This window comes from Microcystis sp. BLCC-F209 (assembly GCF_041928595.1).
Taxonomy (GTDB): Bacteria; Cyanobacteriota; Cyanobacteriia; order Cyanobacteriales; family Microcystaceae; genus Microcystis.
Genome location: NZ_JBHFLL010000215.1, coordinates 1 through 14,220, shown reverse-complemented (window position 1 = coordinate 14,220; position 14,220 = coordinate 1). Strand labels below are relative to the sequence as shown.

At 45.4% G+C, this 14,220-nt stretch carries 13 protein-coding genes; 7 read left to right on the top strand and 6 right to left on the bottom strand.

The window, feature by feature from the left end; genetic code table 11:
* Window positions 1-78: 78 nt before the first annotated feature.
* The 4 genes from ACE1AQ_RS14155 (at window position 79) to ACE1AQ_RS14140 (ending at window position 4,692) form a co-directional block, all read left to right on the top strand.
* Window positions 79-1,302: a methionine gamma-lyase family protein gene (locus ACE1AQ_RS14155; RefSeq protein ID WP_110545307.1), complete on the top strand. Its 1,224-nt coding sequence runs from the start codon at window positions 79-81 to the stop codon at window positions 1,300-1,302.
* Between the two features lie 155 nt (window positions 1,303-1,457).
* Window positions 1,458-2,273, top strand: coding sequence for a prohibitin family protein (locus ACE1AQ_RS14150; protein WP_106908843.1), 816 nt, complete (start codon window positions 1,458-1,460; stop codon window positions 2,271-2,273).
* Window positions 2,274-2,584: 311 nt separating this feature from the next.
* Window positions 2,585-3,847 (top strand): VWA domain-containing protein, encoded by a 1,263-nt coding sequence (locus tag ACE1AQ_RS14145; RefSeq protein ID WP_008206907.1) that lies wholly within the window; start codon window positions 2,585-2,587, stop codon window positions 3,845-3,847.
* Complete coding sequence (locus ACE1AQ_RS14140) at window positions 3,844-4,692, top strand: YgcG family protein (protein ID WP_110545305.1); 849 nt, start codon at window positions 3,844-3,846, stop codon at window positions 4,690-4,692. The genes ACE1AQ_RS14145 and ACE1AQ_RS14140 overlap by 4 nt, the downstream gene beginning before the upstream one ends.
* Before the next feature lie 85 nt (window positions 4,693-4,777).
* Here ACE1AQ_RS14140 and ACE1AQ_RS14135 read toward each other — a convergent pair whose 3' ends face one another.
* The 5 genes from ACE1AQ_RS14135 to ACE1AQ_RS14115 form a co-directional block, all read right to left on the bottom strand.
* Window positions 4,778-5,950 (bottom strand): RNA-guided endonuclease TnpB family protein, encoded by a 1,173-nt coding sequence (locus ACE1AQ_RS14135; RefSeq protein WP_008206903.1) that lies wholly within the window; start codon window positions 5,948-5,950, stop codon window positions 4,778-4,780.
* On the bottom strand, window positions 5,928-6,536 hold the full coding sequence (locus ACE1AQ_RS14130; protein WP_110545303.1) for an IS607 family transposase: 609 nt from the start codon (window positions 6,534-6,536) through the stop codon (window positions 5,928-5,930). Before ACE1AQ_RS14130 ends, ACE1AQ_RS14135 begins: the two co-directional genes overlap by 23 nt.
* Window positions 6,537-6,623: 87 nt before the next feature.
* The gene (ruvX, locus tag ACE1AQ_RS14125; RefSeq protein WP_110545300.1) at window positions 6,624-7,061 is read right to left on the bottom strand and encodes a Holliday junction resolvase RuvX; all 438 of its coding nucleotides are present in this window, start codon (window positions 7,059-7,061) and stop codon (window positions 6,624-6,626) included.
* Window positions 7,061-8,302 carry a GNAT family N-acetyltransferase gene (locus ACE1AQ_RS14120; protein WP_008206896.1) on the bottom strand — a complete coding sequence of 414 codons (1,242 nt, stop codon included), beginning with the start codon at window positions 8,300-8,302 and terminating at the stop codon, window positions 7,061-7,063. The genes ruvX and ACE1AQ_RS14120 overlap by 1 nt, the downstream gene beginning before the upstream one ends.
* A gap of 28 nt (window positions 8,303-8,330) precedes the next feature.
* Complete coding sequence (locus ACE1AQ_RS14115) at window positions 8,331-8,456, bottom strand: hypothetical protein (RefSeq protein WP_255348766.1); 126 nt, start codon at window positions 8,454-8,456, stop codon at window positions 8,331-8,333.
* A 58-nt stretch (window positions 8,457-8,514) separates the two neighbouring features.
* Between ACE1AQ_RS14115 and ACE1AQ_RS14110 the strand changes: the two genes are divergently transcribed.
* Both ACE1AQ_RS14110 and ACE1AQ_RS14105 read left to right on the top strand, forming a co-directional pair.
* Entirely contained in the window at window positions 8,515-9,021 is a 507-nt protein-coding gene (locus ACE1AQ_RS14110) for a hypothetical protein (protein WP_002741066.1), read from the top strand.
* Between the two features lie 8 nt (window positions 9,022-9,029).
* Complete coding sequence (locus ACE1AQ_RS14105; RefSeq protein ID WP_008206891.1) at window positions 9,030-9,437, top strand: MAPEG family protein; 408 nt, start codon at window positions 9,030-9,032, stop codon at window positions 9,435-9,437.
* Between the two features lie 71 nt (window positions 9,438-9,508).
* On the opposite strand, the gene ACE1AQ_RS14100 is transcribed toward ACE1AQ_RS14105, so the two are convergent.
* Complete coding sequence (locus ACE1AQ_RS14100; protein ID WP_110545297.1) at window positions 9,509-10,549, bottom strand: adenosine deaminase; 1,041 nt, start codon at window positions 10,547-10,549, stop codon at window positions 9,509-9,511.
* Window positions 10,550-10,836: 287 nt separating this feature from the next.
* On the opposite strand from ACE1AQ_RS14100, the gene carB reads away from it, so the two are divergent.
* Entirely contained in the window at window positions 10,837-14,082 is a 3,246-nt protein-coding gene (gene carB / locus ACE1AQ_RS14095; RefSeq protein WP_110545294.1) for a carbamoyl-phosphate synthase large subunit, read from the top strand.
* Window positions 14,083-14,220: the final 138 nt, after the last annotated feature.

Sequence of the window (14,220 nt, the reverse complement as noted above, 5' to 3'; positions counted from 1 at the left end):
ACTGTTTTAAGCGCAAGGACTGGCGTTGTATGATCAGTAGGCGTGGTAAATGCAATACAGATCACAGTCTATTGTTTGATGGATATCCCCTCTCTACTCCACAGGGCAGAAAAGGCCCTACTCCCCATCTTTTCGGAAATTGACGCACAGGTCAAGGAAAATCTCCGTCAAGTCCTCGCTGCTTTCCGTGCAAACCGCGTCGGGGTGCATCATTTTGCTAGTGTTAGCGGTTATGGTCATGATGACTTGGGACGGGATACTTTAGATCAAGTGTTCGCCCAAGCCCTGGGGGCCGAAAAGGCAGCGGTGCGGGTACAATTTGTTTCAGGAACCCATGCGATCGCCTGTGCCTTGTATGGGGTTCTCCGACCGGGGGATGAGATGTTAGCGGTAGCCGGTGCGCCCTACGATACTCTAGAGGAAGTAATTGGGATTAGGGGCAGTGGTCAAGGTTCTTTAAAGGATTTTGGCGTTAGTTATCGGCAATTAGAGCTAGATTTTACTGGTGCGATCGATTGGTTGGCCTTGGCAACAGCAGTTAAACCCCAAACCCGTTTAGTACATATTCAAAGATCCTGCGGTTATTCCTGGCGATCGAGTTTGTCTATTGACGAAATCGAGAGAATTGTCCGTATAGTTAAACAACAAAACCCGAATACGGTCTGTTTTGTCGATAACTGCTATGGAGAATTTATCAGCACCCAAGAACCCACCGATGTGGGGGCAGATCTAATGGCCGGTTCTCTAATTAAAAACCCCGGAGGTACAATCGTTACGGCCGGGGGATACATAGCAGGTAAAGCGGAATTAGTAGAAATGGCCTGCTATCGTCTGACAGCACCGGGGATCGGTGGGGAGGGAGGGGCAACTTTTGACCAAAATCGTCTTCTCTATCAGGGATTGTTTCTAGCACCGCAAATGGTGGGAGAAGCGATGAAAGGCAGTCATTTAATTGCCTATGTGGGCGATAAGTTGGGTTATCCGGTCAATCCTGCTCCTTTTGTGCCTCGACGCGATATTATTCAAGCAATTAAACTCGGTTCCCCCGATAAGCTGATCGCCTTCTGTAAAGCCATTCAAGCCTATTCTCCCATCGGTTCCTACTTAGACCCCATTCCTGCCCAAATGCCGGGCTATGAGAGCCAAGTAGTGATGGCTGGTGGCACGTTTATCGATGGCAGCACCTCGGAATTCTCCGCCGATGGACCCCTACGGGAACCCTATATCGTTTTTTGTCAGGGGGGAACCCATTGGACTCATATTTCCCTAGCCCTAGAACAAGCGATCGCCGCTTTATCTTAAACCGGTCCTCTCACTTTCCTTCTCTCCTCTAGTTAATCCCAATCGAACTTTAAAAACTCAGTTATGGATTGTTTCTCCCCACTTTCCCATACTTTTTAAACAGGATTATAATAACAGTGGTACGATAAAACCGATCAAATATCTAAGGAGTTGTCATGAATTACAATCGCAATATGTTCCCATTCATAGCGGGGGGAATTTTAATATTAGCTTTTACTACCATACTGCGCCCTTTTGCCGTTATTGATACTGGCGAACGCGGCGTTGTCATGTACTTTGGCAAAGTGCAAAAACAAATCCTCGATGAAGGAATTCATCCTGTTATACCGATTGTCACCAAGATCAAGACCCTCAACGTTCGAGTGCAAACAACGGAAGTAAAGGCAAAAGGAGCTTCTAAAGATTTGCAAGATGTGGAAACAACTATTATCGTTAACTGGCACATCAACCCCGACAAAGTTAATCAGATTTATCAACAAGTTGGGGATATAAATGTGATTGTCTCTGGTATTATAAATCCAGCAGTATCGGAAATTGTCAAAGCGGCAACAGCACAACGTCCCGTACAGAATATCTTGCAAGAGCGAGGAGAACTCAAGCGTGAAATTGACACTTCCCTCGCCGAAAGATTAAGACGTTATGGGATAATTATCAATGATGTATCTCTCGTTAATTTTGGTTTTTCCGAAGAGTTTAACGCGGCGATTGAAGCCAAACAAGTAGCAGAACAAAAGGCACAAGAAGCTGCTTTTCGCGCACAACAAGCAGAACAGGAAGCTAAAGCGGAAATCAACCGCGCGAAGGGACAGGCAGAAGCTCAAAAACTATTGCGCCAAAACCTAACAGCAGAAATTTTACAACAACGAGCAATCGAAAAGTGGGATGGACGTTTTCCTATCGTCATGGCTGGTTCAGGCTCCCTTCCCCTGATCAATATCGATTCCAATTTATTATCATCTCAAAAAAAGTAAATAACTTTAGTTCGCATTAAAGAGATTTTACCACGACTTCCACGAAAGAATAGGGCCGACTGGCTAAGGTAAAATTTCCCACAAGAACTGCTGGGGCTGCATCTTAACTTAGTAAAAATATCGACAATCGGGAATTATCAGTGATTTTTAAATTATTCCCAATATATGAACAACCACAGGTGAGTATCGTAGATTGACAAAAATGAGATGCAGCCACTTCTCGAACTTTTTTAACTCGATGCCGGACGGGAAAATAACCACAAATCTAACTATACTCATTACAATATAAATATCAACGACCACAAGCTCTTATGCGGGTAATTCTAAAATCAGCCTTGAGTGACAGTAATATCGATGCTAATCAAAGCAGCAGTCAACGTCAACTGATGCTATCGATCGCCGCAACCAGTGAACAGATCAACACGAATTTACCGATTAATCTTGGTTTAGTTCTCGATCATAGCGGTTCTATGCAGGGAAAACCCCTAGAAACGGTCAAAAAAGCGGCTTTAAGTTTAATAGAATCCCTCGGTGTTAATGATCGTCTCTCGATGATAGCTTTCGATCATCGCGCCAAAGTTATTCTTCCCTCCCAATCGCCACAGGATGATCTGACTTTAATTCGCTCAAAAATTCAACAATTACAAGCGGGAGGAGGTACGGCGATCGATGAAGGGATAAAATTAGGCATTCAAGAAATTTCTACCGGCAGCAAAGGTTATGTGTCTCATATTTTTCTGCTTACCGATGGTGAAAATGAACACGGAAATAATCAACGCTGTTTAAAATTGGCAGGAGTAGCGGCTGAGTACGGTATCACCTTAAATACCTTCGGTTTTGGCGATCACTGGAATCAAGATGTCCTAGAAAAAATTGCCGATATCGCCGGCGGAAGTTTATCCTATATCGAAAGACCTGAACAGGCTTTAATTGAATTTACCCGTCTATTTAACCGGCTGCAATCTGTGCGGTTAACTAACGCTTTCCTGCAATTAGAATTAGATGCTCGGACTCATTTAGCCGACTTAAAACCCATCGCCCAAGTTGCCCCAGAAACCATAGAAATGAGCCTACAAAAAGAGGGCAATTTTTACATCACCCGTTTGGGGGATTTAATGATAGATGAAGAAAAAATTCTCCTCCTCAATCTCTATATTGACCAAATTCCCCCCGGTACTCACACCATAGCTAAGGTGAAGATTCGCTACGATGATCCCGCTTCCGGTCAAAAAGGGCTAGAAAGTGCGACTGTTAGCCTTGATATCACCTCCCAAGCTCTCTATCAATCCCAATTAAACGATCAAGTTCAGAAATCGATTCTGACTTTAGCCAAATATCGTCAAACCCAAATCGCCGAAGAAAAATTAAAACAGGGCGATCGAGCAGCCGCCGCCACCATGCTACAAACCGCGGCCAAAACTGCCTTACAATTGGGAGAAAAAAACGCCGCCACTGTCCTCCAAACTAATGCCACCCGTTTACAGGTGGGAGAAGAATTGAGCGAAGGAGATTTAAAGAAAACCCGCATTATTGCTAAAACAAGACTACAAACCGATGGAGAGACAGGAAAATGATTAAAATTCGCCCCTTGCCCCTAGGAATTTTTCTGGTGACAATGTTCGCTCTTCCCCCTGTTATTTTACCCCCCTTAGTCAACGCTATTCCCATCGAACAAATACCGACACTAAATCCGCAAGGGGGATTATGGGTGAGCGATCGAGCTAATCTTTTAAGTCGGGCGGCTGTTACGCAAATTTCCGGTGACATAGCCAAATTAGAGGTAGAAACCGGCGCAGAAATTGCTGTTGTCACCGTCCCCGATACCTTACCCTATCCTACCCCCAAAGCCTACGCCACAGCCCTATTTAATCGTTGGAAAATCGGCAAAAAATCGCAAGATAACGGGGTTTTAATCCTCGTTTCCCCCAAGGATAGACGGATAGAAATCGAGACCGGTTATGGAGTCCAACGATTTTTACCCGATGCTCAGGTTAAGGATATTATCTACACCTACATGATTCCCAGCTTCAAAACGGGAAACTACGAAGAGGGTATTCGAGCAGGTGTAACAGTTGTGAGCGGGTTTCTCCGTGGTGCTTATGGGTTGCGACAAACTGAATTTAGGCCTCAAACTGAATTTAAGCCTCAAACTGAATTTAATCCTCAAATCGCAATGTCCACTCGTTATCTTGTTTTGGCTATCCTGATCGTGGGGGTGTTTTTTCCCTCGATGTTGATTCTATGTCTTGTTTGTTTTCGTTGTGCCGTTGGTGGCAATGGTCGAGGTGGCCGCGGTGGCGGCAGCAACGGCAATAGCGACTATTGCGGTTATGATGGTGGTGGTTATGGTGGTGGCGGTTATGATGGTGGTGATTTCGGCGGTGGCAGTAGCGATGGTGGCGGCGGCGGTGATTGGTAGAGTTGACACTCCCTCCCATGAGCGCTTCGGGGAGTGTCAATAGAGGCTTTGGCTACCAGTTCCGTTCTGTTAAACTTACTCAAATCTACTCATGAGCAAATTTGACGTTAACTTCCTGCTTCACTGTAGTAGTGTCGGCACTATCTACTCTACAAGCTGACACGGTGGAACTCACCGCCAAAGAAGCTAGATTTAGACTAGCGTTCAAGTCTCGACCGCAAACTACATGGCATTGCTCACACTCAAAAACTCTTTCAGTTAAAGATAGAGACTCTTTTTTGTACCCACAATTGGAACAGGTTTTACTGCTAGGAAACCACCTATCGGCTATGATTAATTCCGAACCATACAACTGAGTTTTATAATCAAGTTGTCTTCGGAACTCGTAAAAACCCATATCCTGAACGGCTTTAGCTAATTTGTGATTAGCCATCATCCCAGACACATTTAAATCCTCAATTACTATCTGGCCGTGGTTCTTGGCTAAATAAGTGGTGAGTTTATGTAACGTATCTTTACGGATATTAGCTATTTTAAAATGAAGTTTAGCTATTTGCCGTTGGGCTTTGTTCCAATTATTTGAACCTTTTACCTTATGTCGGTTCAAGTATTGAAGTCTGGCTAATTGTTTTTCGTATTTACGATAACTTTTAGAGCCTTCAAACGTTTCACCTGTCGATAAAGTAGCCAAAGATTTAATTCCCAGATCACAACCAACTACATCATGAGTTTTATTGGTTGTTTGCTGTTCAACTTCCATCTTAAAACTAATAAACCACCTATTAGCTTTTTTACTAATAGTAACAGATTTTGGCTGGTATCCATCAGGTAGCCGCTCGTAAGTTTTTAACCAACCAATCACAGGAACTTTTATCTTTTGATGGGCAATTTTAATGCTCCCATCTAAAGTGAAACTATCCTGTTTACCTTTCTTCTTGAAATTTGGTGGTTTAGCTATCTTCTTGAAGCATCTTTTCCAAGCATCGGATAAAGCTCTTAACGCCCATTGGGGAGCGCATTTAGACACTTGATAATACCAATCATGCTCTGATTTTACCAATGCTACCAACCATTTATGAAGGTCAATAGCCGTAGGAAACTTGATTTTTTCATCAGGGTTAGCTTGATTATGGTCTAAAATTTGCTTGGTTAAAGCCAAACCCCAATTCCAAGCATGACGTGCGGTTCCTGCGTGTTGGGCTAATAATGAGCGTTGTTGATTATTTAGTTTTAACTCAGTCTTGAATCCTAGTAGCAACGTCTCTTAACTCCTCTACGATTTTTCTATTTTTATGGTTTCTAGAGCCATACAATCTAGCGGAAAATACCGTAATGATTTCTAAGACATCTGGCGCTAAATCCTCCTCAAATGTACTGTCTTCAGTTCGATTGATAATGACAACTTCAGTTCCGAATTGCTCACACAGACTAAAGATTAGTTCACTACCAAATCTAAGTAATCTATCCTTATGAGTTAAGACCAATCTCTCTACTTTACTATCAACAATCAACCGAATTAATCGCTTTAATCCTTTTTTGTTGTAGTTAAGTCCTGAACCTAAGTCGTCTATAATTTCAACTTGCCAACCGTTTTGAGCGCAAAACAATTCGACAACTTCTTTTTGACGTTCTAAATCTTTCTTTTGGTCATGACTAGAAACACAACAATAGCCAACAGTATAGGAAAGATTCTCTTTTACTCCAAGCAACTGAGAGACTGTATAACGACGATGCCCATTAGCAGTCCGTTCTGGAATTAGTTTACCTTCAGACTCCCAACGCCTTAACGTCGATACGCTTACACCTTTCAATTTAGCGGCTTCCGATATGGTTAACTTACTCATAAAGCTATTATAGCATAAGTCATGAGTAATTTTGGATAGTATTAGTTAGGTTTTTGGTTTCTGTGATTAACCCTTGCCGTTATCTCCTCAAACAACAGTATTAACTCGCCGTCGGCGATCGAGCCATTGTTGTAAAATAATCGCCGCCGCTTGCCGATCAATCGCTCCCTTATCCCAAGAGGAAAACTGTTTTTTGGCTTTTAAGAATTCTTCCGCCTCTAGGGACGTGCAACGCTCATCAATGTATTCTAGGGGCAAATCTAAGGCGATCGCTAGTTTCTGGGCGTATTTTTGCACCTGTTGGGCCTGAAATCCTAACTCCCCGGCCATGGTATAGGGCAGTCCCGCTACCAAAATCTTAATATTTCTTTCCTTGACAATTGCCTCAAACTGTGCTACGTCGGCAACAAAGGAAGAACGGATAATCGTGGTTAAACCGGTGGCGATTAAACCGGTGCCGTCACATCCTGCCACTCCTACCCGTTTTTTGCCGATATCCAAGCCCAAGGCGGCGACCCTTTCCATTACACTGGATGCCCCTGATCGGGGGGTTCCGAGGGCGGTTTAACTGGGGGAAGTTCCCCCGGACTGTCGAGGGGGTCCAGGGGGGGATTATTAGGCCATTTTAACCAAGACATCCGACTAGGGATAGGAGTTCGCGGCACCGATTGTAAACCCTGCAGCATTTCTGCGAGGGCGGAATTTTCTGGCTTAGTTTCGCGGATTTTGTGCCATACCGAGCGCGACATCATCAGGGTGTGGGAACTGCGGATCGCTCCCAATTGTTCCAGATATTCCCGTCTTTCGTGCTGATAATCGGCAGATATCAACTCTAGCGATCGAGGGGGATACTTGCGAGCGAGCTGGGCCATCTGGATTAATAACTTAGGATAGAGCCAAGTGTAGGCAGGATGGACAATTAATTTCGCTTGATGGGGTCGCTCATCCTGATTAGATAGGATTAATTCAAAATAACCGATCGCCGCTTTTCGTTGCGGTTCAAAAACGTAACCGCGACTAATTTGTGGACCGCCGCACCAACTTTGACAGCGACCGAACAAACTATCAACTAAACTGATTTTAAAATCCTGGATATGGCGATCAAATACCTGACGCAGTAGGGGCGGCATAGACACACAATCTAACTGATAGAGCAATTGAGCGTCAGCATTGCTCACCGGCAGTAAATTCGGTAAATCTGCCTCTTGTTTGCTCAATTCCTGTAATAATTGCGGCGGCAAAGACCAATAGGTTAATTCCGCCAAAGGCTGAAAACCGTGTTGCCGGAAAAGCGCCAAACTGTCCTTTTGATTGATATTAACCTCTAACACCCAGGTGCGCGCTTCCCAAACCGTTTCTAGACAATAACGCAGTAATTGCGCCCCGATGCCCTTGGGTTCGCTTAAAGACTCCGCCGGATGCACCCGCACCTGTTCCACCCGCCAAGTGCTGCGACTACTATTAAAAGGGGTGACTTGGATGGCCCCGCGAATTTTCCCCTCTTCTCCCCGATTGGCGATGGACTCAGCCACATAGACATGAAAACGGTGTTGGAGAGGATTAGGAAAAAGACTGAGAATTTTAAACAACCCAAACCAAGGCCGCACCTGTTGCACCCGCGTGCGAAAATTTTGGGCGCGACGATCGATCTCCTCATCGAAGTCATCTAGGGTTAAAGCTTCAATGTCTTCCAAATCCCGATATTGTACGGGACGGATTGGGCGATCGCTGAAATCGTCCCCTTGGGGAACAGGAGAAGTGTTCATGGCTCTGGGGTAAGTATTGTCTATGCACCTATCTTACCGTAGAATCTAGAGGCACTTCCCCACCAATAACAATTTCTGAGGGATCATAGGGGACCACCACAGAAAGAACACCTCGATCGGTAGCTGGGGTTTTTTGGGCCAAATTTCCGATCATGACCATTCGATGCTACAATAACGGACGGTTAATCAGTCCGAATTTGCAGTAAAAGTCTTTGAGTCAATCTGTAGATACCACTAACACCCTAGACACTCTAGCTCAAGAACTAGCCGCCATTCAGCAGACCGGTTCTAAGCGCGTCGCTTTATTGGGTTCCCGTCACGTTCCCATCACACACCAGCAATTGATCGAAATGATGGCCTATGCCCTCGTGCTGGCGGGCAATCGGATTATGACCTCCGGGGCGACGGGAACCAATTCCGCCGTCATTAAGGGGGCAATGCGGGCAGATCCTAATCTGTTAACCGTGATCTTACCCCAAAGTCTCGATCGCCAGCCCCTGGAATCCCAAGAACAACTCCAGCAGGTTATCCATCTGGTGGAATGTCCCGAAAATGACCATCTATCCCTAGGGGAAGCCAGCAGCCTCTGTAATCGGGAGATTATTAATCGTTGTCAACAGTTAATCTGTTTTGCTTTCCACGACAGTCAAACCCTTTTGCAAACCTGCGCGGAAGCGGAAGATCAACGCAAGCTAGTTACCCTATTTTATTTTGACTAAATTCAGCGATGAATCTCTCCGTCAGTGCCATTCTTCTCTATTCGATAGTGGCTGCCGCTATCTCTGTCTATCTACCTTTTCTGCTGGTCGCTTACGCTAGGGCTAAGGTGGGTTACGATACCTCCGCCCCCCGGGCCATGTTCGACCAACTCCCAGACTACGCTAAACGAGCAACTTGGTCCCATCAAAATGGTTTTGAAACCTTTATGATCTATAGTGCCGCCGCTCTCATGGCCTACGTTACAGGAGTCTCCTCATCCCTGGCCGCTACCTGTGCGATCGCTTTCGTGATCCTCCGGCTTTTATTTTCCCTTTTTTATATCACTAATGTCCCGATCGCTCGTTCCCTGATGTTCGGTCTTGGTTCTCTGTGTACCTATACTCTCTTTGGGTTGAGTTTAATCAAGATTCAGTAGTTCGGGAGGGGCAAAAACCCCGATAGGAAATCGGGTTAAAAGTTGCCTAACCCGAACTAAGGTTAATTTTGTCAGTGATAAACCGGTAATTTGGGATTATCTACTGATAACAAACCAGTTAAAAGTGAGGCGGGTTTTTGACTATAGGGCCAGGCAAAAGCATGGCGAAAAGCCGCATCTTGACAAGCTTGTAATTGTCGAAAATCGATCACGTCCAGGGTGAGTAAATTCTCGTACTCGAAGGGCAGCCGGACATTGTGTAAACCAGCATTATCGGTACAGATAGCAATATCAACCCCCGCTTCAAAACAGCGATCAAAAACTATCTTTAATTGCGATAAACTTTCAAGGGTGCCAGTTTTTAAATAGGTGGTGGGACAGACTTCTAAACATTGATGACGACGGGCAACTTCCGGCAGCAATTCCGGATATTGTAGGGGAATTTGAATACCGTGACCAATTCTTTGCAGATAGGGCAGTAATTGGGGATAACAACCGTCCTTTGTTTCGTAAAGATGGCCGGTGGTATTTAAACCCTGTTCCCTGGCATAACTGTATAAACCGGCAAATTCCTCTAGTCGAGTTTGGTAGTGGGAATCACCCCCAGCAATATCGATCGCACAGACGTATTCTCTCATCCCTAGGGCCAGATCAACGATCGCTTTGTTGACTTCGTAGGGAAGTCGCGAGTGCATACAGAGAATTTGACTGGTAATAATCGGATATTCGCTCATTTTCGAGGCTTGACCGACGATTTCGACAATCGATCGCATTTGATCGATTCGCTCTGTTTGGTTCAAATGTTCGTCGGTGCGATAGTAGGGAGTATAGCGCAATTCTAAATAGGCAAGATTCTCGAAGATGTAAGCGCCGCGAATCAGACGATAGATAAAATAGGGCAAAGTTTGGGCGGTTTGAACACTTTCGACTAGGGTATGTAATTCCAAATACTCATCTAAACTATTGCGTTCGCGGGTGTAAAATTCCTCAAAAGCGGGGTATTCCGGGAATTTGGCCGCTAAATCCTGCTCATGTCTGTGAAAGTAGCGCCAGAGAATTCTCGGTACTACCGATCCCCCTAAATGCCGATGCAAATCTGCGTATAAAGCCACAACTCCGCTGCTCCTTAGTCTCTCAAATGTTCCTTAAATATAACGAAGTTTTACAATTGTTTGACAATTGTTGCCAAATATTATTAGTACCTATCCAGTGATCGGTTGGGTGTTGGGGAGCGGGGAGATAGTGAACAGTCGCTAGTGCAAGGCTCAGATCTGATCACCGATCACTGATTCAAGGCTGAAGGCTAGAATAAGGTCATTAAACCTAAATAAAGCTTTAGGGAATAGAGAGTGACAACATATACAATGATTGGGGTTTATCCTCAAGCAAACCTAAGCCTATGCCACGCCGTGATGACTTACAGAAAATCCTAATCTTGGGCGCTGGCCCGATTGTCATCGGACAAGCCTGTGAATTCGACTATTCCGGAACTCAAGCCTGTAAAGCCCTACGAGAAGAAGGTTATGAGGTAATTTTAGTCAATTCTAACCCCGCCTCGATCATGACCGACCCAGAAATGGCCGATCGCACCTACATTGAACCAATTCTGCCGGAAATTGTCGAAAAAATTATCGCCAAAGAACGTCCTGATGCGATTCTACCGACTATGGGGGGTCAAACGGCCCTAAATACCGCCGTCGCTTTGGCCAAAAGCGGCGTTTTAGAAAAATATAACGTCGAATTGATCGGGGCAAAACTTCCCGCTATTGAAAAAGCCGAAGATAGGGAACTATTCAAAAAAGCAATGGAAAAAATCGGTGTTCCCGTCTGTCCTTCGGGGATTGCCAACAATTTAGAAGAGGCAAAAGCTATCGCCCATCAGATCGGTTCCTATCCCCTCATTATCCGGCCGGCCTTCACTTTGGGGGGAACGGGGGGCGGTATTGCCTATAACCAAGAAGAATTTGAACCGATGGCCCAGTATGGTCTAGATTGTTCGCCCACATCGCAAATTCTCGTCGAAAAATCTCTAATTGGCTGGAAAGAATACGAATTAGAGGTAATGCGCGATCTAGCCGATAACGTGGTGATCATCTGTTCGATCGAAAACTTTGACCCCATGGGGGTCCATACCGGCGACTCGATTACGGTTGCGCCCGCCCAAACCCTAACCGATAAAGAATACCAACGCCTCCGGGACTATTCTAAGGCAATTATTCGGGAAATTGGCGTAGAAACCGGCGGATCGAACATCCAATTCTCCGTTAATCCCACTAACGGCGACGTAATCGTGATCGAGATGAATCCCCGGGTATCCCGTTCTTCGGCCCTGGCATCGAAAGCCACGGGATTCCCGATCGCTAAATTTGCCGCTAAACTAGCCGTAGGCTACACTTTAGACGAAATTCCCAACGATATCACCAAAAAAACCCCAGCTTCCTTTGAACCGACTATCGATTACGTCGTCACCAAAATTCCTCGCTTTGCCTTCGAGAAATTCCCCGGCTCCCAACCGATTCTAACTACCCAGATGAAATCCGTCGGGGAAGCCATGGCTATCGGTCGAACTTTCCAAGAATCCTTTCAAAAAGCCCTGCGTTCCCTAGAAACAGGCCGTTTTGGCTTTGGTTGCGATAAAGTCGAAACTCTCCCCCCCCTCTCGGAAGTCCGGGCTAGTTTGCGGACACCTAACCCCGAACGAGTTTATAGTATCTATCATGCTTTTAAATTGGGCATGAATGGGGAGGAAATCCACGAACTAACCGGGATCGATCCCTGGTTCCTCGATAAATTGGCCGATTTGATGGAAACTGAGAAGTTTCTCAAACGAACTCCCCTGAAAAGTCTCCGCCAAGAGGACCTATTCGCCATTAAACAACAGGGTTTTAGCGATCGCCAAATCGCCTTCGCCACCAACACCAGCGAGGACGAAGTGAGAAGTTATCGCAAGGGTTTAGGTATTGTTCCCGTTTATAAAATGGTGGACACCTGCGCGGCGGAATTTGAGGCCCTAACACCCTACTATTATTCCACCTACGAACAGGTGGAATCGGAAGTTTTACCCTCCGATAAACGCAAAGTGATGATCCTTGGTGGTGGTCCCAATCGCATCGGTCAGGGGATAGAATTTGACTACTGTTGTTGTCATGCCGCTTTTTCCCTCAGTCAAGCTGGTTTTGAGACGATTATGGTTAACTCTAATCCGGAAACTGTCTCCACCGATTACGATACCAGCGATCGCCTTTACTTTGAACCCCTGACTAAAGAAGATGTCTTAAATATCATCGAAGCGGAACAACCAGAGGGTTTAATTATTCAATTCGGTGGGCAAACTCCCTTAAAACTGGCCGTTCCCCTGCAAAAATATTTAGAATCGCCTAATTGTCCCGTAAATACCAAAATTTGGGGAACTTCACCGGATTCGATCGATGCTGCCGAAGACCGGGAACGGTTTGAAAAAATCCTCCGACAATTAGATATACGGCAACCCCCCAACGGTATTGCCCGCAGTTTCCAAGAATCCCAAGCAGTGGCTAAACGCATCGGTTATCCTGTAGTAGTACGTCCGTCCTACGTTTTGGGCGGTCGGGCAATGGAAATCGTCTATTCCGATAGCGAATTGGAACGCTATATGAAGTATGCGGTACAGATAGAACCGGATCACCCGATTTTAATCGATAAATTCCTCGAAAATGCCATCGAAGTGGATGTGGATGCCCTGTCAGATGCCACGGGAACGGTAGTTATCGGGGGATTAATGGAACATATCGAACAAGCGGGCGTACATTCGGGCGATTCTGCCTGTTCTATCCCCCATACGTCCCTGAGCGCCTCGGTTTTAACCACAATTCGACAATGGACGGTGGAACTAGCGAAAGCTTTAAAAGTAATCGGTTTGATGAATATCCAGTATGCGGTGCAGGGAGAGACAGTTTATATCTTAGAAGCGAATCCCCGCGCTAGTCGTACTGTTCCCTACGTTTCCAAAGCAACGGGAGTTCCTTTAGCAAAAGTTGCCTCCCTCGTCATGTCGGGCAAAACCCTAGCAGAATTGGGTATCATCAGCGAAGCAATTCCCCGTCATATTGCCGTAAAAGAAGCGGTTTTACCCTTCCAGAAGTTCCCCGGTGCTGATACTCTCCTAGGGCCAGAAATGCGTTCTACAGGGGAAGTAATGGGGATTGACAGCGATTTTGGCAAAGCTTTCGCTAAAGCGGAAATGGCCGCCGGCGTGATTTTAGCCACCAGTGGGACGGTTTTTGTCTCGATGAACGATCGCGATAAAACCCCCATGGTTCCCGTGGTTAAGGATCTGCAATCCCTCGGTTTTCGCGTCGTCGCCACTTCGGGAACTCGTGAAGTTTTGTTAGAAAACGGTTGCGAAAATATCGATTTAGTGCTAAAGATTCACGAAGGCCGCCCCCACGTTATCGATTGGATCAAAAATGACTGGATTCAGTTTATTGTCAATACTCCCAGTGGTGAAGAATCCCAAAACGATGGCCGACAAATTCGCCGCACTGCCCTCGATTATAAGTTACCAATTATCACCACTATCGCCGGGGCAAAAGCGACAGTAGCGGCCTTAAAATCCCTGCAATCCCAACCTTTAGAGGTGAAAGCTTTACAGGATTATCTCGCCTAATTTCAGTTATCAGTTATCAGTTATCAGTTATCAGTTATCAGTTATCAGTTATCAGTTATCAGTTATCAGTTATCAGTTATCAGTTATCAGTTATCAGTTATCAGTTATCAGTTATCAGTTATCAGTTATCAGTTATCA